21 protein-coding genes and 3 tRNA genes are annotated in these 24002 nt (G+C 72.4%); 4 read left to right on the top strand and 20 right to left on the bottom strand.

Annotated elements, in window-relative coordinates:
- Window positions 1-51: 51 nt before the first annotated feature.
- From ABD912_RS02940 to coaD, 3 genes are all read right to left on the bottom strand, one after another.
- The gene (locus tag ABD912_RS02940) at window positions 52-1047 is read right to left on the bottom strand and encodes an LCP family protein (RefSeq protein ID WP_345148349.1); all 996 of its coding nucleotides are present in this window, start codon (window positions 1045-1047) and stop codon (window positions 52-54) included.
- A 202-nt stretch (window positions 1048-1249) separates the two neighbouring features.
- Window positions 1250-2146, bottom strand: a complete 897-nt coding sequence (gene galU, locus ABD912_RS02945) for a UTP--glucose-1-phosphate uridylyltransferase GalU (RefSeq protein ID WP_345148351.1) — start codon at window positions 2144-2146, stop codon at window positions 1250-1252.
- A 51-nt stretch (window positions 2147-2197) separates the two neighbouring features.
- Entirely contained in the window at window positions 2198-2671 is a 474-nt protein-coding gene (gene coaD, locus ABD912_RS02950) for a pantetheine-phosphate adenylyltransferase (RefSeq protein WP_345148352.1), read from the bottom strand.
- A gap of 97 nt (window positions 2672-2768) precedes the next feature.
- Here coaD and ABD912_RS02955 point away from each other — a divergent pair, with 97 nt between their 5' ends.
- Entirely contained in the window at window positions 2769-4028 is a 1260-nt protein-coding gene (locus ABD912_RS02955; RefSeq protein ID WP_345148354.1) for an aminotransferase class I/II-fold pyridoxal phosphate-dependent enzyme, read from the top strand.
- Window positions 4025-4804, top strand: a complete 780-nt coding sequence (locus ABD912_RS02960) for a spermidine synthase (RefSeq protein ID WP_345148356.1) — start codon at window positions 4025-4027, stop codon at window positions 4802-4804. The genes ABD912_RS02955 and ABD912_RS02960 overlap by 4 nt, the downstream gene beginning before the upstream one ends.
- 423 nt (window positions 4805-5227) lie before the next feature.
- On the opposite strand, the gene rsmD is transcribed toward ABD912_RS02960, so the two are convergent.
- Genes rsmD through ABD912_RS02980 form a run of 4 tightly spaced genes read right to left on the bottom strand, consistent with a single transcriptional unit; the run spans window position 5228 to window position 10108 of the window.
- Window positions 5228-5821: a 16S rRNA (guanine(966)-N(2))-methyltransferase RsmD gene (rsmD, locus tag ABD912_RS02965; protein WP_345148357.1), complete on the bottom strand. Its 594-nt coding sequence runs from the start codon at window positions 5819-5821 to the stop codon at window positions 5228-5230.
- A 5-nt stretch (window positions 5822-5826) separates the two neighbouring features.
- The gene (locus tag ABD912_RS02970; RefSeq protein ID WP_345148358.1) at window positions 5827-8088 is read right to left on the bottom strand and encodes an ATP-dependent DNA helicase RecG; all 2262 of its coding nucleotides are present in this window, start codon (window positions 8086-8088) and stop codon (window positions 5827-5829) included.
- Window positions 8078-9040, bottom strand: a complete 963-nt coding sequence (locus tag ABD912_RS02975) for a DAK2 domain-containing protein (RefSeq protein WP_345148359.1) — start codon at window positions 9038-9040, stop codon at window positions 8078-8080. Before ABD912_RS02975 ends, ABD912_RS02970 begins: the two co-directional genes overlap by 11 nt.
- A gap of 27 nt (window positions 9041-9067) precedes the next feature.
- Complete coding sequence (locus tag ABD912_RS02980) at window positions 9068-10108, bottom strand: LCP family protein (protein WP_345148360.1); 1041 nt, start codon at window positions 10106-10108, stop codon at window positions 9068-9070.
- Between the two features lie 65 nt (window positions 10109-10173).
- Between ABD912_RS02980 and ABD912_RS02985 the strand changes: the two genes are divergently transcribed.
- Window positions 10174-10665, top strand: coding sequence for a DUF3515 domain-containing protein (locus tag ABD912_RS02985; RefSeq protein ID WP_425548013.1), 492 nt, complete (start codon window positions 10174-10176; stop codon window positions 10663-10665).
- A 12-nt stretch (window positions 10666-10677) separates the two neighbouring features.
- On the opposite strand, the gene ABD912_RS02990 is transcribed toward ABD912_RS02985, so the two are convergent.
- The 6 genes from ABD912_RS02990 to leuC form a co-directional block, all read right to left on the bottom strand.
- Window positions 10678-11802: a D-alanine--D-alanine ligase family protein gene (locus ABD912_RS02990; RefSeq protein ID WP_345148361.1), complete on the bottom strand. Its 1125-nt coding sequence runs from the start codon at window positions 11800-11802 to the stop codon at window positions 10678-10680.
- On the bottom strand, window positions 11799-12800 hold the full coding sequence (locus ABD912_RS02995) for an NAD(P)H-dependent glycerol-3-phosphate dehydrogenase (protein WP_425548026.1): 1002 nt from the start codon (window positions 12798-12800) through the stop codon (window positions 11799-11801). Before ABD912_RS02995 ends, ABD912_RS02990 begins: the two co-directional genes overlap by 4 nt.
- Before the next feature lie 26 nt (window positions 12801-12826).
- A complete protein-coding gene (locus ABD912_RS03000; RefSeq protein ID WP_345148363.1) occupies window positions 12827-13615 on the bottom strand; it encodes a lysophospholipid acyltransferase family protein in 789 nt (262 codons plus the stop codon).
- A gap of 9 nt (window positions 13616-13624) precedes the next feature.
- Window positions 13625-14944, bottom strand: a complete 1320-nt coding sequence (gene murA, locus ABD912_RS03005; RefSeq protein WP_345148365.1) for a UDP-N-acetylglucosamine 1-carboxyvinyltransferase — start codon at window positions 14942-14944, stop codon at window positions 13625-13627.
- 105 nt (window positions 14945-15049) lie between these two features.
- Entirely contained in the window at window positions 15050-15649 is a 600-nt protein-coding gene (leuD, locus tag ABD912_RS03010; protein WP_345148367.1) for a 3-isopropylmalate dehydratase small subunit, read from the bottom strand.
- 12 nt (window positions 15650-15661) lie between these two features.
- The gene (gene leuC, locus ABD912_RS03015) at window positions 15662-17107 is read right to left on the bottom strand and encodes a 3-isopropylmalate dehydratase large subunit (protein ID WP_345148368.1); all 1446 of its coding nucleotides are present in this window, start codon (window positions 17105-17107) and stop codon (window positions 15662-15664) included.
- Between the two features lie 113 nt (window positions 17108-17220).
- Here leuC and ABD912_RS03020 point away from each other — a divergent pair, with 113 nt between their 5' ends.
- The gene (locus tag ABD912_RS03020) at window positions 17221-17940 is read left to right on the top strand and encodes an IclR family transcriptional regulator (RefSeq protein ID WP_345148370.1); all 720 of its coding nucleotides are present in this window, start codon (window positions 17221-17223) and stop codon (window positions 17938-17940) included.
- A 44-nt stretch (window positions 17941-17984) separates the two neighbouring features.
- Here the strand turns inward: ABD912_RS03020 and thiL are convergent, their stop codons facing one another.
- The 7 genes from thiL to ABD912_RS03055 form a co-directional block, all read right to left on the bottom strand.
- Entirely contained in the window at window positions 17985-19088 is a 1104-nt protein-coding gene (gene thiL, locus ABD912_RS03025) for a thiamine-phosphate kinase (RefSeq protein ID WP_345148372.1), read from the bottom strand.
- On the bottom strand, window positions 19081-20838 hold the full coding sequence (locus ABD912_RS03030; RefSeq protein ID WP_345148375.1) for a GTPase: 1758 nt from the start codon (window positions 20836-20838) through the stop codon (window positions 19081-19083). The genes thiL and ABD912_RS03030 overlap by 8 nt, the downstream gene beginning before the upstream one ends.
- Complete coding sequence (locus tag ABD912_RS03035) at window positions 20835-22610, bottom strand: dynamin family protein (RefSeq protein ID WP_345148377.1); 1776 nt, start codon at window positions 22608-22610, stop codon at window positions 20835-20837. Before ABD912_RS03035 ends, ABD912_RS03030 begins: the two co-directional genes overlap by 4 nt.
- A 119-nt stretch (window positions 22611-22729) precedes the next feature.
- A tRNA-Glu gene (locus ABD912_RS03040) sits at window positions 22730-22802 on the bottom strand.
- Window positions 22803-22853: 51 nt separating this feature from the next.
- Window positions 22854-22926, bottom strand: a tRNA-Glu gene (locus ABD912_RS03045).
- 75 nt (window positions 22927-23001) lie between these two features.
- A tRNA-Gln gene (locus tag ABD912_RS03050) sits at window positions 23002-23073 on the bottom strand.
- A gap of 125 nt (window positions 23074-23198) precedes the next feature.
- Window positions 23199-24002: an HAD family hydrolase gene (locus ABD912_RS03055; RefSeq protein ID WP_345148379.1), complete on the bottom strand. Its 804-nt coding sequence runs from the start codon at window positions 24000-24002 to the stop codon at window positions 23199-23201.

Here is a 24002-nt window from a genome sequence, read left to right on the forward strand (position 1 = left end):
CGGCGGCAGGAGCCCTTCAATTCTAGGCGATCCGCAACCGCGGACGTCCGCCTACCCGTTGGCGGCCGGCGTCGACTCCTCCTGCGTCTTGACCCAGGCGGCCATCGTGTCCGCCTTCAGCGCGGCGCCGATGTCCGCGATGGCGGCATCGTCCTTGAGCACGATCGACTGCCCGTCGAGGGAGGTTCCGATGCCCGCGGTCGGGAGCGTGAACAGTTCGACGTCGGAGGTGCGCATGTCCTTCAGCTGCAGTCCCAGCCCGGCGGCCGTGGCGGCGTCGAACGTCGCGTCGAAGGACAGGTACGGGGAGACCTTGTCGATGACCTCGTAGATGGTCGTCGGGTTGGTGAGCGTCTCGGCGGTGAGGAACTTGGCCATGATGGCCTTGATGAACTTCTGCTGGTTGCGCACCCGCTGGTAGTCGCCGTCGATGAAGGACTTGCGTTCGCGCACGAAGCGCAGGGCGCGGTCCCCCTCGAGGGTGAGCTTGCCCACCGGGTAGAAGTAGTCGGTGTCGTGGGCCGTGAAGGCGAAGTCGTTCTTGACCTGGATGCCGCCCAGGGCGGTGGTCAGGTCGCGGAAGCCCTCGAAGTCGATCATCGCGACGTGGTCGATCTTGGTGTCGAACAGCCCCTCAAGGGTCTGCACCACCAGCGGGGTGCCGCCCAGGGTCATGGCCGCGTTGATCTTGTGCTCGCCGTATCCGGGGATGTCGACCCAGGTGTCGCGCATGATGGACATCACGTACATCCCGGAGCGGTCCTCGGGAATGTGGAGCAGCATCATCGTGTCCGCGCGCTGCTCGGTGGCACCCGCCGCCTGCGTCTGCGCGGAGGCCTTGGGCGTGCCGTTGTCGGCACCGAGCAGCAGGATGTTCATGGACCCGTCGTCGGGGTCCTTCACCGGGCGCGTCTGCTCCGAGGGGAAGGCCTGGGCGATCTGCTGGGTCTTGCCGTTGAACATGTTCGCCAGGCTGGTCAGGTACGTTCCGGCGACCAGGCCCGCGACCAGCACGATCCCGAGTGCGCTGAACAGGATGATGCGCACGGGACGGCGCCGCCGTCGCGCCATGCGACGCGGGACATATTTGCCCACCGGGCTCCTACCTCGTGTCAACCAAGTACTCCAGTTTCTAGGGCCCATTGCCTGCGGCATCGGTCGGGACCCGGCCTTGTCGGCTCCGGGTCCCGTTTCCGCCAGCGTAAGGGCGATGTCTGAGTGGGCCCTGTGACCGGGCCAAGCCGCGCGGCTAGAGGCCGGCGACGAAATCCTTGAGCCAGGGCACCAGCTTCGGGCCCAGGTCCTCGCGTTCGGAGGCCAGCTGCACGACCGCCTGGATGTAGCTGAGCTTGTCGCCGGTGTCGTAGCGGCGGCCGCGGAACACGACGGCGTACACGCCGCCGCCTTCGGCGTCGGAGGCCGCCAGTTCCTGGAGGGCGTCGGTGAGCTGGATTTCTCCGCCGCGTCCGGGAGCCGTGTGCTCGAGCACGTCGAAGACGGCCGGATGCAGCACGTAGCGCCCGATCACCGCGTAGTTGGACGGCGCTTCCTCGGGTGCCGGCTTTTCCACGAGGCCCTTGACCTTGACGTAGCCCTGGCCGTCGATGGTCTCGACGTCGGCGCAGCCGTAGGCGCTGATCTGCTCCGGAGTCACCTCCATGAGGGCAATCACGGATCCGCCGGTCCGCTGCTGGACCTGGATCATCGGGCCGAGCAGGTCGTCCCGTTCATCGATGAGGTCATCGCCCAGCAGGACCGCGAACGGTTCGTGCCCCACGTGGTGGCGGGCACAGAGCACGGCGTGGCCCAGGCCGAGCGGGTCGCCCTGCCGGATGTAATGGATGTCACCGAGCGCGGTGGCCTCCTGGATGCGGCGCAGCTTCTCCTCGTCGCCCTTGCCCTGCAGGGTGGCTTCCAGGCTCGGCACGCGGTCGAAGTGGTCCTCGAGGGCGCGCTTGGAACGGCCGGTAACCATGAGCACGTCGTTCAGGCCGGCCCGTGCAGCCTCCGCCACGACGTATTGGATGGCGGGCTGGTCGACGACCGGCAGCATTTCCTTCGGCATGGCCTTGGTGGCCGGAAGGAAGCGGGTCCCCAGGCCCGCCGCTGGGATGACCGCTTTGGTGACGGGGTTCGGATGGCTCATGGGGCCAACTTTACTCGACCCGGCGTCCGGACCCCGGCAGGAAGCCCGGACCTACCGGCCCGTACCAAGCCGGCGCAGCGCCGCCTTGGGCAGGAAATCGGACACGTCTCCGCCGAGCGCCTGGACTTCCTTCACCAGGGTGGAGGACAGGTGCGTGTACCGGGTGTCGGCGGTCAGGAAGACGGTTTCCACCCCGGTCAGGTGGCGGTTCATGGCCGCCATCGGCACCTCGTACTGGTAGTCGAGGCTGGAGCGCAGCCCCTTGACGATCGCCTCCGCGCCGACCTCGCGGCAGAACCCGGCCAGCAGCCCATCGCCCATGCCTTCGACGCGGATCCCGGCGAGTCCCGACACGGACTCGCGGACCATCTCCAGGCGGTCGGCCTCGGTGAACATGTATTTCTTCGAGTAGTTGGTGGACACCGCCACCACCACCTCGTCGAACAGGTTGGTGGCACGGGCGATGATCTCCAGGTGGCCCTTGTGGATGGGGTCGTAGGACCCGGGGCAGACGGCTCGGCGCATACCCTGCAATCTACCAAGGCACCGCCCCCGGCACAGCGGATGTTCACTCCGGCACGCCGGAGCGCTTGCCGCCGGTGCGACTTGGGATAATGGGCGCATGTCCCATGACTCCCCCACGCCCGCATCCCCCCGGACCGCTTCCGTCCCCGGCGCGCCCTGGCTCCGGGCCGCCGCCGGCGCCAACCTGCTCGGCCCCGACGGCTTGCCGGCCGTCACGATCTTCGAGGAGATCACCGCCCTGGCCGCCCGCAACGGGGCGATCAACCTGGGGCAGGGCTTCCCCGACGAGGACGGCCCGGCCATGATGGCCGAGCTCGCCCGCGAGGGCATCGCCTCCGGCCGCAACCAGTACGCCCCCGGCAGCGGCCTGCCCGAGCTGCGCCGCGCCGTCGCGGACCACCAGCAGCGGTTCTACGGGCTCGCACCCGACCCGGACGCCGGCGTCGTCGTCACCACCGGCGCCACCGAGGCCATCGCCGCGGCGGTGCTCGCGTTCGTCGAACCCGGCGACGAGGTCCTCACCTTCGAACCGTTCTACGACTCCTACGGGGCCATGGTGTCGCTGGCCGGGGGCATCCACCGCACCGTGCCGCTGCGCGCCCCGGACTTCCAGCCCGACCTGGCCGAGCTGCGGGCCGCCGTGACCGACCGCACCCGGCTGATCCTCCTGAACAATCCGCACAACCCCACCGGTGCGGTGTTCGGCCGCGAGGTGCTGGAGGAGATTGTCCGGCTCGCGCACCGGCACGACTGCACGATCGTCTCCGACGAGGTGTACGAGCACCTCACGTTCGGGGTCCGGCACCTGCCGATCGCCTCGATCGACGGTGCGTGGGAGCGCACCCTGACCATCTCCTCGGCCGGGAAGACGTTCTCCTACACCGGTTGGAAGGTCGGCTGGGCGTCCGGCCCCGAACAGCTGGTCACCGCCCTGCGCACCGTCAAGCAGTTCCTCAGCTACAGCTCCGGCCCGGCGTTCCAACCGGCCGTTGCCGCCGCCCTGGCGCTGCCGGACGAGTTCTACGCGGGCTTCGCCGCGGCGCTGCAGGCCAAGCGGGACCTGCTCTGCGTCGGGCTGGAGGCCGCCGGGCTGGAGGTGTTCCGTCCCTCCGGAACGTACTTCGCGGTCACCGACACCGCCCCGCTGGGCTTCACCGACGCCGCGGCCCTGGCCCGTGCGATGCCCGCCGCGGTGGGGGTGGCCGGCATCCCCGTGTCCGTCTTCTGCCACCCGGAAGGCGCCGGGCGAACCCGTTCGCTGCTGCGCTTCGCGTTCTGCAAGCGCGAGGACGTGCTGCGCGAGGCGTCCGCCCGGCTGGCCGGCCTGCTGGCCCTGCGCCCCTCAGGGACTCCGTGAGTCCGGCGCGCCAACGCTGGCTCTCCGGGATCGGCGAGCATGCGGTGCTGGAACCGGACGCCTGGGTTCCCGGCGCCTGGGTGCTCTCCATCGGCGGGCGGGAACAGTCCCACGTGAATCTGGCCGCGCCTCAGGAGATCTTCTACGAGTACCTGCGCCGGCTGGCCAACCATCTTGACCTGCTCGGCGCCCCGGGCGCCCCGCTGCGGGTGCTGCACCTGGGGGCGGGCGCCCTGACGCTGGCCCGCTACGTGGCGGCCACCCGTCCGGGGAGCCCGCAGGTGGCCGTTGACCTGGAGCGCGAGCTGATGGGGTTCGTGCTGGAGGCGTTGCCGCTGCCCGCCGGAGCGGACGTGCGCCTGGTGGTGGACGACGCCCGCACCGTGGTGGACTCGGGGCTGCCCGGCGAGCGCTTCGACGCGATCGTGCTGGACGTGTTCTCCGGCGCCGATGCCCCGGCGCAGCTGACCGGCCCCGACTTCTACGCGGCGGTGGCCGCGCGGCTGGCCCCGGGCGGCGTGGCGCTGATCAACGTCGGCGACGACCCGCCGCTGCGCTTCGCCAAGTCGCAGCTGGCCGCCATGGAGGAGGTCTTCGGGTTCGTGACCGTCGCGGCGCCGACGGAAATGTTCAGCTGCCGCTACCCGGGCAACCTGATCATGATGGGTTCGGCGGAGCGGTGGGACTCCGCGCGGCTGGATGCCCTGCGGGCGGCCGGTCCGCACCCGGGGACGGCGCTCACCGGTCCCGACCTCGACGCCTTCCGCAGGCCCTAGCCCCCGCCGAATCCTGACGCGTAAGTGCGGGTGCACACCGCAATCCTGACGCGTAAGTGTGGGTGCTGTCCGGAATCCTGACGTCGTGGTCCATGCCGCGCCCTCAGGATTTTGCTACCTCCCGGGCAGTATTTTCCGGATTCTGTTCACCGGCACCACAGGCGACCACCGCCGTCGTTCTCGGCCCGGCGGCCACCCCCGCGCGCAATTCCGGGAACACTGTCCGCAAGTGAGCAATATTTCGCGGGAACTGCCCGGGAGGCAGCAAAATCCTGGAGGAGGCGGGGCGGAAGGCTCTCTTCCGGCTGGCACCTACGCCTCGTTGCCACTATTCCCGGGAGCACCCACACTTACGCGCCACTATTCCCGGCGGCACCCACACTTACACGTCACTATTCCGGGAGCACCCGCACTTACGCGTCACTATTCCGCGGGGGCGTCGGGGTGGGTGTCGGGTTCGGCGAACCAGAGGGTCGTCTCCCCGTACTTGCGGTCCGCGAAGCGGCGCAGGCCCGCGGGCCAGCGCGGTTCGGGCGAGCGGGTGGAGCGTTCCACCACCACCACCGCCTCCGGTTCCATCAGCGGGGCCAGCCGGTCCAGCGTGGCGGCCAGGCCGTCCTCGCCCAGCGGGTAGGGCGGGTCCAGGAAGGCGATGTCCCAGCCGCGCCCGGCCTCGGCCTCCGCCTCCAGGAACCCGTCGACCCCGCCGCGGCGCACCGAGACGGCCGTCCGCCCCAGGGCGCGGTTCACGGTGCCGGCGTTGGCCTGGCAGGCGGCGACCGCCTTGGGTGCCTGCTCCACCAGCACCACGGCGCGGGCGCCGCGGCTGGCGGCCTCCACCCCGAGCGCGCCGGAACCGGCGAACAGGTCCAGCACGCGGGCCCCGGAGAGCACGTCGTAGCTTTCCAGCCTGGAGAACAGCGCCTCCTTGACCCGGTCGGTGGTGGGCCGGGTGGCGTCCCCGGGCACGGAGGCCAGCGCCAGTCCTCCGGCCGCCCCCGCGATGATGCGTCCCATTGTTGCTATCCCCTTTCCAGGAAGGCCTGCATGTCTTCGTCGACCCAGTCGCGCACCGCGCGGTCCAGCGCCGGGTGCGCCTCCAGTCCGCCGGGTCCGTCCACGATCGCCTCGGCGTCCTCGCGGGCGGCCGCGATCAGGTCGGCGTCCTGGATCACGCGTAGCACCTTGAGCGTGGATTTGCGCCCCGACTGGCTGGACCCGAGGATGTCGCCCTCGCGGCGCTGCTTGAGGTCCTCCTCCGCCAGCGCGAAGCCGTCCCGGGTCGCGGCGACGGCGTCCAGGCGCGCCCGCGACGGGTGCCCCTCCTCGAGCCAGGTCGCCAGCAGGCAGGTGCCGTGCAGCCCGCCGCGGCCCACCCGGCCGCGCAGCTGGTGCAGCTGGGAGATGCCGAACGCGTCGGCGTCGACGACGGCCATCAGCGTGGCGTTGTGCACGTCCACGCCGACTTCGATCACGGTGGTGGAGACGAGGATGTCGATCCGCCCGGCCTCGAAGTCGGCCATGGTGCGGGCCTTGTCCTCCGAGGCCAGGCGACCGTGCAGTTCCCCGACGCGCACCCCCTCCATCAGCGGCATCGCGCGCAGCCGGGCCGCCATCGCCTCGACCGTGTCGCGCGGGATCTTCTCGGGGGCCGCCCCCGCGGCGCCCTGGCCGTCGGCCCCGCCCCGACCGGCGGCGCCGTCCGCAGCGGGAGAGGCCGCCCCGGCGGGCCCGCCGTCGTCCTCCGTGGCCGTCTCGGTGATCCGCGACACCACCACGTAGACCTGGTGGCCCTGGGCGACCTCCTCCCGCATGAGCTCGAACAGCCGGGTGCGGTACTTGGGCTTGGCCAGCGGGACCACGTGCGTGTTGATTGGGGCGCGGCCGGCCGGGAGCCCCTCCAGGGTGCTGACCTCCAGGTCGCCGAAGACGGTCATGGCCACGGTGCGCGGGATGGGGGTGGCCGTCATGACCAGCATGTGCGGGGTGGCGCCGGCCTTGGCGCGCAGGGTGTCGCGCTGTTCGACGCCGAAGCGGTGCTGTTCGTCCACGACCACCAGCCCCAGCTCGGCGAACTGGAGGTGCTCGGAGAGCAGCGCGTGCGTGCCCACCACGATCCCGGTTTCCCCCGAGGCCACGCGCAGCAGCACCTCCTTGCGCCGGGCGGCGGTCATCGACCCGGTGAGCAGGTCCACCCGGGTGGCGTGCTCGTCCCCGCCGAGCATTCCGGCGGCGGCCAGCGGGCCGAGCGCGCGGGTGATGGACTGGAGGTGCTGGGCGGCGAGGACCTCGGTGGGGGCCAGCAGCGCCGCCTGCCCGCCGGCGTCGATGACCTGGAGCATGGCGCGCAGCGCCACGAGCGTCTTGCCGGAGCCGACGTCGCCCTGCAGCAGCCGGTTCATCGGGTGCGTGCCGGCCAGGTCCGCGGCGATCTCCGCCCCGGTGGCGCGCTGGCCCGGAGTGAGCTGGAACGGCAGGCACGCGTCGAAGCGCTCCAGCAGCCCCCCGGCGGCGGGCGGGCGCGGCACGGCCGGCTGGCCGCGCCGGTGGGCGCGGCGCTGGGCGATGGCCAGCTGCAGCAGCAGGGCCTCGTCGTAGCGGAAGCGGCGCAGCGCCCGGTGGGCGTCGCGGAGCTGGTGCGGATGGTGGATGGCCTGGTAGGCGGCGGCCCGGCCCAGCAGGCGGCGCCGGCGCAGCAGTTCCGCGGGCATCGGGTCCGGCCAGCCGGCCTCGTCGACGCCGGAGAGCGCCAGCAGGACGGACTTGCGGATCGCGTCGTTGGCGAGCTTGCCGGTGGAGGGGTAGACGGGGATGGGACGCGGCTCGGCGTCGGCGGCGGATTCGAGCACGGCGTACTGCGGGTGGGTCAGTTCCAGGTGCTCCCGGTAGCGGGTCACCCGGCCGCTGAACATCGCCACGGTGCCGGTGTGCAGCTCCTTGAGCGCCTGGTACCCGTTGAAGAACGTCATCCGCAGGTGTGCCTGCTCGGGTCCGAAGGCGTCCTTGACCACGACCTCCACCAGCATGCCGCGCCGAGTGTGCATGCGGCGCTGCGTGATGGTGTCCACCTCGGCGACGATCGTGACGTCCTCCCCCAGCGGCAGCGTGGCGATCGCGGTGAGTTCGCCGACCTCCAGGTAGCGGTTGGGGAAGTGGTTCAGCAGCTCGCCGACCACCTCGTAGCCGAACCCCTTGTGCAGCTTGTTGTACGCGTCCTTGCCGATGACCGCGCCCAGCGGCGTGCCGGGCCCGAAGGCGGTGCGGTCGGCGTCCTCAGCCTTCATGGGTGCACAGGTCGGTGACGGAGACGTTGACCGGCTCGCCCGCCCGGCCGATGGCCTCGAGGGCGTCTTCCTCGCGCGGCACGTGCACGTGCACGCGCCAGCGGTACCCGTCGTCGGTCTCGTTGACGGCGGTCATGATGACCGATTCCCCCACCGCGTCCAGTTCGGCGCGCAGCGTGGCGGCCTCCAGCGGCGAGAGCGCGATCGTGCACATGACCTCGACGCCGGACTCGGGCCGCACGTTCGCGGTGATGTGCGGGTCCTGGATGCCGTAGCCGTGCAGCGGGGCGTAGCGGTCGTCGTCGAAGGCCTCCCCCGTCACCGCCGCGCGCAGCGCGTCCAGCGTCAGCAGCAGGCCCACGGCGCCGGCGTCGACCACGTGGGCCGTCGCCAGCGGTCCCAGCTGGGCTTCGGTGGCCACCACGGCCCCAAGCGCGACGGCGCACACGGCGTCGAGCACCTCGACGACGGCGGCGCGGCTGGTGGGCTCGATCCTCGAGTGCATCACCGTCTCGGCGGCCGCGTCGGCGGCCTCGGCGATGATGGAGAGCATGGTGCCCGGGACCGGGTCGCTCAGTGCGGACCAGGAGCGCACGCGGGCCCGGTCGAGTCCGGCGGCGATGAGCTGTCCGGTCAGGCGCTGGTGCCCCAGCAGGGGTTCGGCGAAGCCGGCGAACATGACCGCCAGCAGGGTGCCCGAGTTCCCGCGCGCGGACTCCATGCCGGCGCGTCCGGCCAGCCCCAGCAGTTCGCCCAGGTCGTCGGCGTCGAGCATGGAGACGGCGTCGTGCGCGGTGCGCGCGGTCAGGTAGAGGTTGCTGCCGGTGTCGCCGTCGGCGACCGGAAAGATGTTGATGGCGTCCAGCCGGTCGCTGTGGTTGCCCAGGAGCCTGACGGTGCCGTCGAGCCAGGCCAGCACCGCGGACGCTCCGGTGGCGATTTTTGCCGTCATCTGCGGGTATGCCCCTTTCGTTCCGGCCTACAGCCCGTGGTCCTGGACGAACCCGGCGACGTCGTCCTCCGCCAGCGCGCCGGCCAGTGCGGCGATGGCCGCGGTGTCCGGCAGCACGATCGACTGTCCGTCGGCCGAGCGGCCCGTGCCCAGGGTGGGCAGCGTGAAGAAGTGCATGTTCCCGGAGCGCGTCCGGGCCATCGAGAGCCCCACCCGGCCCGCCGCGAGGGCGTCCAGCGATTCGTCCACCGCCAGGTACGGGGAGATCTGGCCCACCGCGTCCCAGACCGTGGCGGGGCTGGTCAGGGTCTCCCGGGAGGTCAGTTCACCGAGCAGGGCCTTGAGGAAGACCTGCTGGTCGCGCACGCGCTGGTAGTCCCCGTCGGCGAACGCCTTGCGTTCGCGCACGAACGCCAGGGCCTGCTCGCCGTTCATGGGCTGCCTGCCCTCGGCGAAGTGGTGGCCCTTGAGCTGGCTGGCGTCGAAGGCCACCGGGACGTCGACCTCGACGCCGCCGAGCGCGTCGGTGAGACCCTTGAACCCCTCCATGTCGATGGCGGCGACATGGTCGATGCGGGTGCCCAGCAGCGTCTCGATGCTCAGCACGGCCAGCGGCACGCCCCCATAGGCGAAGGCCGCGTTGATCTTGTGGCTGCCGTGGCCCGGGATCTCCACCCAGGTGTCGCGCATGATCGAGGCGACGTACACACCGGAGCCGTCCCCGGGGACGTGCACCAGCATCATGGTGTCCGAGCGCCCCGAGTTGAGCAGGCCCGCGGCGGTCGCGGAGGTCCCGCCGGTGTCGCGCGAATCCGAGCCGAGCAGCAGGATGTTCGTGGCGCCGGTGGCGTTGGCCGCCGGGCGCAGCGCCTCTTCCGGGAAGGCCGGGGCAATGGTGGCGGTCTTGGACTCGAAGCTGCGGGCCAGTGCGAACAGGTAGCCCCCCACCGCCAGGCCCGCCAGGAGCACGAGCACCAGCACCGCCGCCAACAGGGCGCGCACCGGCCGCCGACGCCTGGCCGGGGCACCGCCCGCTAGCCAGTCGTCGAATTCGTGCTGCGCCATCATGGCCCTTCCTGAAGGAGACATTCAGTCCCATCCTAGCCGTGCCGGGCAGGCGGTAAGGTGTTGTGGTGCGTTCCCAAACCCCGTTTCACCACGTTCGTCCCGTGCTGGCGGCGCTCGCCGCAGGCACCGCCGTCGTCCTGTCCGGATGCTCGTCCACCGCCGCCGTCCAACCCGCCGACGACGCCGCCAACCCCGCCTGCGCCTCCATGATGGTGCTCCTGCCGGACGTGCTCGCGGACCTGGACCGGCGCCAGACGAACAGCCAGGGCACCGCGGCGTGGGGCGACCCGGCGCAGGTGGTGCTGCGCTGCGGCGTCACCGTGCCCGGCCCCTCCACCGACCCGTGCGTGAGCGTGAACGGCGTGGACTGGCTGGCCAAGGAAGGCGACCCGGCCTGGACGCTGACCACCTACGGGCGCACCCCGGCCACCGAGGTCCTCTTCGACCCGAACCAGGTCCCCTCCAGCACGGTGCTGGCCGAACTGGCCACCGCCGCCGCGAAGATCCCCGCCCAGGGCAGCTGCACCACCGTCGACAAGTCGGTGGACCTGCCCTGAGCCGGAACCTGCCTAGCGCAGCCCGGTGCGGCGGTGCAGCGCCAGCCAGATCAGTTCGTCGATCAGGTCCGGGTAGGCCAGGCCGCTCTTGGCCCACATCTGCGGGTACATGCTCACCGGGGTGAAGCCGGGCATGGTGTTGATCTCGTTGATCACCCAGCGCCCGTCCGGGGTGTAGAAGAAGTCCACGCGGGAGAGGCCCTCGGCGCCGACGGCGTCGAACGCGTGGGCGGCGAGGCGGCGGACCTCCTCGACGGCCGCGTCCGGCAGCTCGGCCGGGCAGCTGAGGGCGGCGGCGCCGCCGTCGACGTACTTGGCCTCGAAGTCGTAGAAGCTGTGCGCGCCCGGGGCCACGGCGATCTCGCCCGGCAGCGAGGTGCGCGGCGCGTCGGAACCGCGTCCCTCCAGCACGCCGCACTCGATCTCGCGTCCGGCGATCCCGGCCTCGATGACCACCTTCGGGTCGTGTTCGCGGGCGGCCTCGACGGCGGCGCGCAGTCCGGAGGGCTCGTCGACGCGGCTGATCCCGACGGAGGAGCCGGCGCGGGCGGGTTTGACGAACAGCGGGTAGGCCAGGTCCGCGGCGGTGGCCAGGGCGGCCTCCGGGTCGCGGTGCCACTGCTTGTCGGTGATCACCACGTAGGGTCCGACCTCGAAGCCGGCGGCCTCGAAGACCACCTTCATGTAGTGCTTGTCCATGCCGATGGCGCTGGCGGAGACGCCGGAGCCGACGTAGGGCACGTCGGCGAGCTCAAGCAGGCCCTGCAGGGTGCCGTCCTCGCCGAACGGGCCGTGCAGCAGCGGGAAGACCAGGTCCACCGGGCCGAGGCTGCGGCCGGCGTGGCCGGCGTCGTTGGCCACCAGTTCGCGCGATCCGCGGGTGGCGTCCAGGCGCAGCGTTCCCGCGCCGGCGGGCACCTCGGGCGCCGCGCCGGAGGCCAGGGACCAGCGCTCGTGGTCCGCGTCCACCAGCGACCATTCGCCCTCGCGGCTGATCCCGACCGGGACCACCTCGTACTTGGCGCGGTCGATCGCGTGGAGCACGCCGGCGGCGGTGACGCAGCTGACGGAGTGCTCCGAGGAGCGTCCCCCGAACAGCAGCGCGATCCGCGGTTTGCGGGCCAGGTTGTCGGTCATGCAAGTTCCCCTTCGGATTTCAGCTGCCGGCCCAGCAGTCGGGCTGCCATCGCGTCGACGCTCAGCGTGCCCTCGAGGACCATCACGACGGCCTCGGTGATGGGCATCTCGACGCCGTGGCTGTGCGCCAGATCCAGGACGGCCTGACCCGACTTGATGCCCTCGGCGGTCTGCGTCATGCGTTCGTTGACTTCGGTCAGGCTCAGGCCCTGCCCGAGCAGCCGGCCGGCGGTGTTGTTTCGGGACAGCGGCGACGAGCAGGTCGCCACCAGGTCCCCGAGGCCGGCGAGCCCGGCCATGGTTTCGAGGCGGCCGCCGAGGGCGACCGCAAGGCGCGTGGTTTCGGCCAGTCCGCGGGTGATCACGGAGGCCTTGGTGTTGTCGCCCATGCCGCGGCCGTCGCAGATGCCCACGGCCAGCGCGATCACGTTCTTGACGATGCCGCCGATTTCGACGCCGACCAGGTCGGTGTTCGTGTAGGGGCGGAAGTATTCGGGGGTGCAGGCCTCCGCGATCCAGGTGGCGGTCTCCTGGTCGGTGCAGGCGACCACGGAGGCGGTGGGCTCCTCCCGGGCGATCTCCAGGGCCAGGTTGGGTCCGGAGACGACGGCGATCGCGTCCTGCGGCCAGTCGAGCTCCTCCCGGATGATCTCGCTCATGCGCGCGTCGGTGCCGCGCTCGAGGCCCTTCATCAGGGACACGACGACGGCGCCGGCCGGCATCGCGGCCTTGAAGGAGCGCAGTTGCTCGCGCACGGTCTGCGCCGGAACGGCCAGCACCACCACGTCCGACCCGGCCAGCACGGCCGCGAAGTCGGTGGACGCGGTGATGTTCTCCGGCAGCACGGTTCCGCCCAGGTAGCGGGCGTTGGTGTGCAGGCCGTTGATTTCCGCGGCCGCCTCGGCGCGCCGCGCCCACAGCTGGACCTCGGTGCCGCTGCCGGCGCCGGAGTCGGCGAGGACCTTGGCGAAGGTGGTGCCCCAACTGCCGGCACCCATGACCGCGATCTTGCGCGGTGCCGTCCTCACCGGGCGGCCTGGCCGTCGGCCGGATCCGCCGCGGTGCCGGCGTCGGGCTTGGCCTGGAAGTCGCGGCCGGTGTGGGCCTGGCCGTGCTCGGCCGGGTCCCACAGGGACAACGGGGGTTCCTCGCCGCGGATCTCGGCCAGCTGGGCCGTCAGGGCCGCCATGATCCGGCTGGTGGCCTCCTCCAGGACGGTGCGGGTCATGGGGCCGCCGGCGAGGTCGGAGAGGTCCACCGGGTCACCGACCACCACGCGCACGTGCTTGCGCGGGAACGGCTTGAGGCCCTTGGCGTAGCGCGGGAAGAGCTCCTGGGCGCCCCAGTGGGCGATCGGCACCACCGGCGCGCCGGTCTGCAGGGCCAGCCGCGCGGCACCGGTGCGCCCGCGCATGGGCCACAGGTCCGGGTCCCGGGTCAGCGTGCCCTCGGGGTAGACGATGATCGCCCCGCCGGATTCGAGCAGGGTGCGGGCCGCCGCCAGCGACCGGTTGGCCCCGGCCGAGGAGCGCTCCACCGGCACCTGCCCGGTCGCGCGCAGCACGGCGCCGACGACGGGGATGCGGAAGAGCGATTCCTTGGCCATGAAGCGCGGCAGGGCCCCGTGGTTGTACAGCGCGTGCCCCACGACGAGCGGATCGAACTCCGTCACGTGGTTGGGGCAGGCGATGAAGCCGCCCTGGGGCAGCTTCCCGAAGCCCTCGTGGCGCTTGCCGATCAGCAGGTTCAGCAGCGGGCGGGCCGCGCCCGCGACGATCCCCCAGGTCAGGCGGGAACCCAGCGATTCACTCACGATCGCTCCCTACGCGGTCAGCTCGACGCGCGCCCCGAGCCCCTGGAGCTTGTCGAGGAAACGCTCGTAGCCGCGGTTGATCAGTTCGATGCCGGTGACCCGGCTGCTGCCTTCGGCCGCGAGGGCGGCGATCAGGTGGGAGAAGCCGCCGCGCAGGTCCGGGATGTCGATGTCCGCCCCGTTCAGCCGCGCCGGACCGGTGACCACGGCCGAGTGCAGGAAGTTGCGCTGGCCGAAGCGGCACGGGACGGCGCCCAGGCACTCGCGGTGCAGCTGGATGGTGGCGCCCATGCGGACCAGGGCCTCGGTGAAGCCGAAGCGGTTCTCGTACACGGTCTCGTGCACGATCGACACGCCCTCGGCCTGGGTCAGCGCGACCACGAGCGGCTGCTGCCAGTCGGTCATGAAACCCGGGTGGACGTCGGTCTCCAGCACCAGCGGCTTGAGCGGGCCGCCCGGGTGGAAGAAGCGGATGCCGGCGTCGTCGACCTCGAACGCGCCGCCGATCTTGCGGTAGGTGTTCAGGAACGCGGTCAGGTCCTGCTGGTCGGCGCCCTCGACGTAGATGTCGCCGCGGGTGACCAGGGCGGCGGAGGCCCAGGAGGCGGCCTCGTTGCGGTCCGGAAGGGCCTTGTGGTTGTAGCCGGAGAGGTGGCTCACGCCCTCGATGCGGATGACGCGGTCGGTCTGGACGGTGATGATGGCGCCCATCTTCTGCAGCAGCGCGATCAGGTCCATGATCTCGGGTTCGACGGCGGCGCCCTTGAGCTCGGTGATGCCTTCGGCCCGCACCGCTGTCAGCAGCACCTGCTCGGTGGCCCCCACCGACGGGTACGGCAGCTCCAGCTTGGCTCCCTTGAGCCCGCCGGGCGCGGAGATCGCAATGCCGCCGGGGCGCTTGTCCACCACGGCCCCGAAGCTGCGCAGCACGTTCAGGTGGTAATCGATGGGGCGGTCGCCGATGCGGCAGCCGCCGAGGTCGGGAATGAACGCCTCCCCGATGGCGTGGATGAGGGGCCCGCAGAAGAGGATCGGGATGCGGGAGTCGCCCGCATGCGCATCGATCGCGTTGGAGGGGGCGGTCTTTGCGCCCTGCGGATCCAGCGTCAGGTCACCGGTGTCCGGGTCCTTGTCCACCTTCACGCCGTGGAGGGTCAGCAGGCTGGTGACAATCTCCACATCCCTGATTTCGGGGACGCTGCGCAACAGGGACGGCCCGTCGCCGAGCAGTGCCGCGACCATGGCTTTCGGCACCAAATTCTTGGCGCCCCTGACTGTCACTGTTCCCTTGAGCGGCACGCCGCCGTGGATAGTCAGGACTTTGCCCATGGATAAAAAACCTCACGATTGACTGGCCCCGAAAAGCGCCGGGGATTCCTAGTAAGCATACAGCCCCCGGCATGGCCGGGGGCTGTGCGGTGGCGGTGGCGGACGCTACGGCTTGGCGGGCAGCGTGGCCGGCTTCCAGCTCGGGCGGCCCGCCTCGTAGGCGGAAATCGCGTCCTCCTGCTGCAGCGTCAGGCCGATGTCGTCCAGGCCTTCGAGCAGCCGCCAGCGGGTGTAGTCGTCGATCTCGAACGGGGCGTGGATGGCGCCGCAGGTGACCGTGCGCGACCGCAGGTCGACGGTGACCTGGGTGCCCGGGTGGTTCTCGAGCTCCTTCCAGATCAGCTCGATGTCGGCCTGGTCGACCTGCGCCGCCACCAGGCCCTGTTTGCCCGAGTTGCCGCGGAAGATGTCGGCGAAGCGGGAGGAGAGCACGGCCTTGAAGCCGTAGTCCTTCAGGGCCCACACGGCGTGCTCGCGGGAGGACCCGGTGCCGAAGTCGGGGCCGGCGACCAGCACCGAGCCGGCCGCGTACGGCTCCTGGTTCAGGATGAAGGCCGGGTCCTTGCGCCAGCCGGCGAAGAGCGCGTCCTCGAAACCGGTGCGCGTGATGCGCTTGAGGTAGACGGCGGGGATGATCTGGTCGGTGTCCACGTTGGACTGGCGCAGCGGGACGCCGGTGCCGGTGTGGGTGGTGAACTTCTCCATGGCGGGGCCTCCCTAGGCGTTGACGGGGACGGGCAGGTCGGACGGGGAGCTGAGCGTGCCGCGCACGGCGGTGGCCGCGGCGACCACCGGCGAGACCAGGTGGGTGCGCCCGCCCTTGCCCTGCCGGCCCTCGAAGTTGCGGTTCGAGGTGGAGGCGCAGCGCTCTCCCTCGGCGAGCTGGTCCGGGTTCATGCCCAGGCACATCGAGCAGCCGGCGAAGCGCCACTCGGCGCCGAAGTCGGTGAAGATCCGGTCCAGGCCCTCGGCCTCGGCCTCGAGGCGGACGCGGGCCGAGCCCGGGACCACGATCATGCGCACGTTGGGGTCCTTCTGGCGGCCCTTGACGATCTCGGCGGCGGACCGCAGGTCCTCCATGCGGCTGTTGGTGCACGAGCCCAGGAAGACGGTGTCCACCCGGATGTCCTTCATCGGGGTGCGGGCCTGCAGGCCCATGTACTCGAGGGCACGCTCGCAGGCGGCGCGCTCGTTCTCGTCGGCGAAGTCCTCCGGGGCGGGGACGGCCGAGGAGAGCGACACGCCCTGGCCGGGGTTGGTGCCCCAGGTGACGAACGGCTCCAGCTCGTCGGCGTCGAGGGAGACCTCGGCGTCGAACACGGCGTCGTCGTCGGTGTGCAGGGTCTTCCAGTACTCGACGGCGGCGTCCCAGTCCGCGCCAACCGGGGCGTGCGGGCGGCCCTGGAGGTAGTCGAAGGTGGTCTGGTCCGGGGCGACCATGCCGGCGCGGGCGCCGGCCTCGATCGACATGTTGCAGATGGTCATGCGCGCCTCCATGGACAGCGCGCGGATCGCGGAGCCGCGGTACTCCAGGACGTAGCCCTGGCCGCCGCCGGTGCCGATCTTGGCGATCACGGCGAGGATGATGTCCTTGGCGGTCACGCCCGGCTTCAGGGTGCCCTCGACGTTGATGGCCATGGTCTTGAACGGCTTCAGCGACAGCGTCTGGGTGGCCAGCACGTGCTCCACCTCGGAGGTGCCGATGCCCATCGCCAGCGCACCGAAGGCGCCGTGCGTGGAGGTGTGCGAATCGCCGCAGACCACGGTCGTGCCCGGCTGGGTCAGTCCGAGCTGCGGGCCCACCACGTGGACGATGCCCTGCTCCTTGTCGCCGAGGGAATGCAGGCGCACCCCGAACTCGGCGCAGTTGGCGCGCAGCGTCTCGATCTGCTTGCGGCTGGTCGGGTCCGCGATCGGCTTGTCGATGTCCAGCGTCGGGGTGTTGTGGTCCTCGGTGGCGATCGTGAGGTCCAGGCGGCGGACGGGGCGGCCGGTCAGGCGCAGGCCCTCGAACGCCTGCGGGCTGGTAACCTCGTGCACCAGGTGCAGGTCGATGTAGATCAGGTCCGGCTGGCGTGCCGCCCCCTCGCCCTCGCCCTTGCGCACGACGTGCGCGTCCCACACCTTTTCGGCCAGCGTCCGCGCTGACTCCTGAGCGGCCATTGCCGGCTCCTTCCCTGACGGTTTCCCACGACTTATCCACTGAAACACCGCACCGCCCGGGAAATCCAGCTTCCCGACTTGCATCTCACATAATGAGACGGAAGTATCATTTTATGGACAACTCAAGTGGCGTAGGCGTCATCGACAAGGCGGCCGCGGTCCTCGACGCGCTCGAGGCCGGCCCCACCACCCTGGCCCAGCTGGTGGCCGCGACCGGGCTGTCCCGGCCCACCGTGCACAGGCTGGCGCAGGCGCTGGTCCACCACCGGCTGGTCGGCAAGGACGTCCACGGGCGCTTCGTGTTGGGCAGCCGGCTGGTGGAGCTGGCCTCGGCCGCGGGCGAGGACCGGCTGATCGCGGCCGCCGGGCCGCTGCTGATCCAGCTGCGCGACGCCACCGGCGAGAGCTCCCAGGTGTTCCGCCGGCAGGGCGACTCGCGGGTCTGCGTGGCCTCGGCCGAACGCCCGGTGGGCCTGCGGGACACCATCCCCGTGGGCACCCAGCTGTCCATGCGGGCGGGATCCGCCGCGCAGGTGCTGCTGGCGTGGGAGGACCACGAGCGGCTGCTCGACGGCCTGCAGAACGCCCGCTTCACCCCCACCATCCTGGCCGGGGTGCGCCGCCGCGGCTGGGCCCAGAGCCTGGGTGAACGCGAGCCCGGCGTCGCCTCGGTCTCCGCCCCGGTGCGCGGGCCTTCGGGCCGCGTGATTGCCGCGGTGTCCATCTCCGGGCCGATCGAACGCCTCACCCGCCAGCCCGGGCGCCTGCACGGGGACCTCGTGTGCCAGATCGCGACCCAGATCAGCGAGGCGCTGCGCCAGAACGGGGAGTGAGCCCGGCCGTTAGGGGGTGCCTGGCGGCCGGACCGCCGGTCCGGCTAGCCGCCGAAGTGGTCGTACCCGGGCCGCTGCCCGTGCAGCCGGGCCAGGGCCTCCGCCGCGGGGCGCCCGTCCACGCGCACCGGGGCGGCCGCTCCCGCAGCGCCCGCCCCGGCTGCTTCCACCACGCTTGCTTCCACGACAGCGCCGACGCGGCGGAAGCCCTCCGGCAACGGGGTCCCGGGCGGGAAGGCGGCCAGCAGCCCGTGGTCCTCTCCCCCGGAGAGCACCCAGAGCAGCGGCGGCACCCCGGTGGCGGTTCCGGCCCCTGCCAGCGCGGCGGCGTCCTCTGCCAGCGCGGCGGCCTCCAGGTCGATGCCGCATCCGCTGGCCGCGGCCATCCGGCCGGCGTCGCGCACCAGCCCGTCGGAAAGGTCAAGCATCGCCCGGGCCCCGGCCCGCGCGGCCTCCGGGCCCGCCGCCAGCGGCGGCAGCGGGCGGGCCTGCCGCGCGACCAGGGCGCGTTCGGCCTCCCCCAGCGTTGCGTACGGGACCGGGGATTCGAGCAGGGCCAGCCCGGCGGCGGCGGCGCCGAGCACGCCGCAGACCGCCAGGGTGTCCCCCGGCCGGGCGCCGGAACGCACGACGGCGGCGCGGCCCTCCAGGCTGCCCGTCGCCGCGGCGGTGACGGCCAGTTCGCTGCCGGCGCCGAGGTCGCCGCCGGCCAGCGCGCAGCGGTCCGCGCCCAGCGTGCGCACCGCCGCGGCGTAGCCGTCCGCCAGCGACTCGACCCAGGCCACCGGCGTGTGGGCCGGCAGCGTCAGGCTCATGACCAGCGCGGTCGCGACCGCCCCCATGGCGTTGATGTCCGAAAGGTTCTGCGCGGCGGACTTCCACCCGACGTCGAAGCCGGTGGTGCGGTAGCCGTTGGGCCATTCGAGGCGGAAGTCCTGGTCCTGGACCAGGGTGTCCACCGAGACCACGAAGCGCCCGTCCGGCGCGGCGACGACGGCGGCGTCGTCGCCCGGGCCCAGCAGCGCCGGCGCGCCGGCCAGCCGGGGCAGGATCCGGGCCAGCAGGCCGGCCTCCCCCAGGCCCGCAACGGTGGGACCCGCGTCGGCCGTATCCACAGCGACCGGTTCCGCGGGGCCGGTGTCAGCCACGGGCCACCGCCAACGCCTCGGCGAAGCGGTTGTACCGGCTGACCTCGTCCGCCACGGGCGCCACGACCCGGGTGGCCGCGACCCCGGCGACGGCGGCGTGCAGCCTCCGGGACACGGTGCGGGCGCGCGCGGCGGCGGCGGCGCGGGCCGCCACCCCGGAGGCGAGGCCGAGCACGATGCCCAGCAGGACGCCGGTAACCAGCATCAGCGTGGGCACCGGGATGCCCTCCACCACGGGGACTGGCGGGACCGGGAACTGGAGGAAGCCCATGACCGCGAGTCCGCCCAGCCAGGCGGCCCCGGCCAGCGCCACGGCCAGGGCGATCCACTGGACGATGCCGGCCACGGGCCACCACCAGGATCCGCGCCCGGCACCGATGTCGGTTCCGGCGATCGCCTGGTCCAGGGCATCCGGCAGGGTGTCCGCCGAGCCGCGGGCGGCACGCCGGATGGAGGCGCGCCACACGTCGGGGGCGCCGCCGGCCGCGGCGTCGGCGAAGGTCCGCACCGCGGAGTCCGCCTGGGCGCGCTGCGCGGCGCCGGCGGGAGGCAGGGCGGTGCGGTTCAGCGCGGGGTTGACGCTCCGGCCGACCAGGTCCTTGCTGTCCAGGTTCAGGCGGCGCAGCGGGTCCGGGCGCAGCTTGCCCAGCCAACGCACCACCGGCCAGCCGGTGCGCGCGTGCGCGTCCTTGCGGTAGCTGTCCCGGACCGCCTGCACGACGATGCCCACCCCGGAGGCCTCGGCAAGGTTTTCCGACAGGCGGCGAACCGCCTCCTTGCCGGGCAGCTCCAGTTGGTGCGGGGCGGGGGCGGCGCGGTTGGGGGCCGCGTCCTCCCTCCCGGCCTCCCCCCAGCCGGCACCGAGCACGGCGATCGGCCCGGTGGCCGCGGGCACGGCGTCGGCGGCCAGGGCCCCGGCCAGCGTGTCCGCGGCCGCGCCGACGTCGGCCAGCAGGCGCTCGGTGGCCGCGGTCCGCTCCGCCGTAACCGCGCCGACGGCCTCGCGCAGCTTCCCGACGCCTTCCCCGGTCGCGGCGGACACCGGCAGCACGTCGATGCCGGGCAGCCCGTCGCGGGCCAACAGCCCGCGCAGGGAGACGACCACCGGGTCCAGCTGGCCCGGGCGCAGCCTGTCGATCTGGTTCAGCACCACCAGGGTGATGGCCCCGTGCCCGGCCATGGGCCGGATGAAGTCGTGGTGCACGGCGGCGTCGGCGTACTTCTGCGGATCCAGGACCCAGACCAGGACGTCTACCTGCCCGGCCAGGCGGCGCACGGTCTCGCGGTGCTCGGCGGCGGTCGAGTCGAAATCGGGCAGGTCCAGCAGGATCAGGCCGCCTTGTGCGGGGGCCTTGCGGAACAGGCCGCCCTTGGGGGCGGGCAGCGGATCCTCCAGTTGGCGGCGCTCCTCGACCTGGAGCCAGTCCAGCAGCGGCCCGCTGCCCTCCTCCCCCCACACCGCGGCCAGCGGGGCCGAGGTGGTGGGCCGGGTGGCCGCGGCACGGGCCAGCTGCTGCCCGGCGACGGCATTGAAGAGGGAGGACTTGCCGCTGCCGGTGGCCCCGAAGAATCCGACGACGGTGTGTTCGGCGGACAGCGACCGGCGCTTGGAGGCGCGCTCCAGCACGGCGTACGCGTCCGCGGCGGCGGCCTCGGGCACGCGGCCCTCGCCCAGCTGCCGGGCCTCGTTGAGCGCCTCCAGGCGGGTGATCAGCGGGGTGGCCTCGGTGTCGCGGCGGCGGCGGCTCATGCCCGGGCCTCCCCCGGCGCGCCCAGCGCCTCCAGCCGGCGGGCCAGTTCCTCCAGCACGTCCACCTCCGCGGCGGGGCGCAGCACCTCCAGCCGGTCCAGGAAGCGCCGGCTCTCCTGCTCCAGCAGGATGTGGCAGCGTTCCTCCAGCCCGTCGGCGGCGTGTTTGGCCAGCCGGCGCACGGCGTCCTCCCCGAAGATCGCCTCGAGCAGCTTCTGCCCGACCACGGCCGAGCCGCCGGCGATGCCGATCTCCAGGCCGGTCAGTCCGGCGGTGGAGGCGAACACCACCACCATCAGGGCCACGGCGACGCCGTTGACCCCGAAGGAGACCATGCGGGCGGTGAAGCGCTTGTCCGCGCCCTCCGTGCGGATCAGTTCCATCAGGTCCCCCTGCCAGGCGCGGATCTGTTCGGCCACGCTGTCGCTGAAGCCGGGTGCGACGCTGCCGAGGTCGTCGGTGCCGAGCAGTTGCCGCCCGGCCGGGTCGGCGCGCCAGCGGGCCTCGCTCTCCTCGGCGGCCTTGGCGGCCTGGTCCACGACGACGGCGTGCAGCCCGGATTCGATGGCCTGCTCGACGCTGGCCACGGGCTGGGGCTTGCCGGTGAAGAAGGCGCCGAGGCGGTCGCGGAAGCGTCCGATCCCGGTTTCCAGGGAACGGAAGAACTCCCCGGTTCCCACGAACCCCTGCCAGCGGGCCAGCACCTCCCCGCGCAACAGGGTCCCGTCCCGGGTGGCGCTGCGGATCCGCTCGGCGGCCTGCGCGTACGCCTCGGCGACGTCGGCGCCCAGCCGGACGCCGGCGTCGTGCTGCTCGCGCTCGGCGGCCGCGGTGGCGGCCGCGGCGCCGGCCAGGGCCCGCACGGCGCCGGCGAGGGTGCGCCGGGCCAGGGCGGAGCGGGCGCCGGCGTCCGCCGCGACGGCGCCGAGCCAGGCGCGCACCGCGGACGCGGCCGCCTCGGGGAGCATTTCCAGCTCGTCCAGCGGCGCTTCCGGGACCACGAACAGCGGGGCTTCGCCCAGGCCCTCGCGGGCGAGCATGGCGCGCAGGTCGGCGGAGACCTCCGCCTCGACGCCCGGCGGAACGCGGTCCAGCACCACCGCGAGGGTGATGTCGCGGCGGGCGGCCTCGGCGAGCAGCCTCCACGGGACGGCGTCGGCGTAGCGGTTGGCGGTGGTCACGAACAGCCACAGGTCGGCGGCGGAGAGCAGCTGGCCGGCCAGGCGCCGGTTCTCGTCGGAGACCGAGTCGATGTCCGGGGCATCCAGCAGCGCCAGCCCCGCCGGCACCGCCGGATCGGCGACCAGGACCAGCGAGCCCATGGCGTCGGGATCCGGCTCGGCGCCGGCCCGGTCGGCCGGAGTGGGGCGGGACGGGTCGACGCTGTGGCCGACCACGCGGCCCAGGCCGGGCAGGATGCGGGCGTCGGCGAACCAGGACCGCTCGGCGGGGTGGTGCAGCAGGATCGGCTGGCGGGTGGTGGGGCGGATCGCCCCGGCGCGCGTGACCGGATGGCCCACCAGCGCGTTGACGAGGGTCGATTTTCCGGCGCCGGTGGACCCTCCGACGACGGCCAGCAGCGGGGCGTCCAGGCTGCGGTAGCGCGGGATGATGTAGTCGTCCAACTGGGCGACGGCGGTGCGGGCGCCCTCGCGGGCCGCCGGGGCACCGGGGAGCTCCAGCGGCAGCGCCGCCGCCGCGAGCGCGGTCTTGGCCCGCTCCAGGAGATCGATCGCCGCGGCAGGCTCCTGCGGTCCGTTGGTAGTAGTCACGTCCCAATCATGCCAAAGTCGCGGCGGCCGGGCGGCCAGGGCCCCGCCGCGGGCCGGAGGGGCAGGACCGGCCGGCAAAAGCGAAAGGTCCCGGACCGAAGTCCGGGACCTTCCAAGGGTGACCCCAGCGGGATTCGAACCCGCGTTACCGCCGTGAGAGGGCAGCGTACTAGGCCGCTATACGATGGGGCCGCATAGCTTGCACCGTTTTCAGACGCGTGCCGTCTTGTCCGGAAAGGACAGTGACCCCAGCGGGATTCGAACCCGCGTTACCGCCGTGAGAGGGCAGCGTACTAGGCCGCTATACGATGGGGCCGTATGCCGCGCGGGAGTCGAACCTCCGCGCACAGCCGACCTTCCGCCTTGCAGAATCTGCAGCGGAGGCCGAGCGCTGGGATACCAGGACTCGAACCTAGAATGACGGTACCAGAAACCGTAGTGTTGCCAATTACACCATATCCCACTGTCTTTGGCGCCTTCCGAATTCCTTTCGGTCTTCGTTCCGTGCGCCTCAGCACGAGTAATTACTTTACACGAGGTCACGCGCGATTCCAAAATCGGCCACACCCCGCCCGGCGCCCGCCCCGGCTACCCCGGAATCACGCGGATTTCGGGGCTGATCAGGCCCGGCAGGTCGGCGAGCGTGCGCAAAACGAGGGATGCGATGCCGGTCACATTTTCGGACGCGGGAGGCACCGTTTCGGCGGGCGCGCCTTCCGGGGCGCGGCGGTCCAGCAGCGCGGCACGCAGGCCGGCCTCAAGCGCCCCGCGCACGTCGTTGACCGGGTTGTCCCCCACGTAGAGCACCTGTTCCGGTTGCAGCCCCAGCAGGTCCACCCCCGCCAGGAAGGGACGCGGGTCCGGCTTGGGGGCGCCGGCGGTGTCCGAACCGACCAGCACCCGGATGCGGTCCAGCCCGGTGATGGCCAGCTTCTCCCTCTGGTAGGCCTCCACGTTGTTGGACACCGCGCCGTAGGGCACGCCGAGGCGGTCCAGCCCGTCGAGGCAGGGGTGGACGTCGTCGAACGGTTTCCAGACCGAGCGCACGGCGTCCTCGAAGTCGGCGGTGAAGCGCGCCAGTTCCCCCGCGGCCAGCTCCGGCCCGCCGACCAGGGCGTAGGCGTGGCGGATGCGCTCCACCCGCTGGCCGGCGAAGGTCAGCTCGCCGGCCATGTAGAGCTCGTAGAAGCCGCCGGCGTCGGAGGAGAACGCCGCGGCGGCGCGCGTGCGGTCGGCGTCGGGGACCCCGGCCAGATCCGTGGCGCTCAGGCGCAGGAAGCCGGCCCGGGCGGCCGCTTCCAGGTCCACCAGGGTGTCGTCGATGTCGAAGAGCACCCCGGAAACGGCCAGGCCGGCCGCACGGGTGCGGCCGGCCTGGCGGGTGTCGCTCAC

The sequence above is a fragment of the Arthrobacter ginkgonis genome (assembly GCF_039540195.1).
Taxonomy (GTDB): domain Bacteria; phylum Actinomycetota; class Actinomycetes; order Actinomycetales; family Micrococcaceae; genus Zafaria; species Zafaria ginkgonis.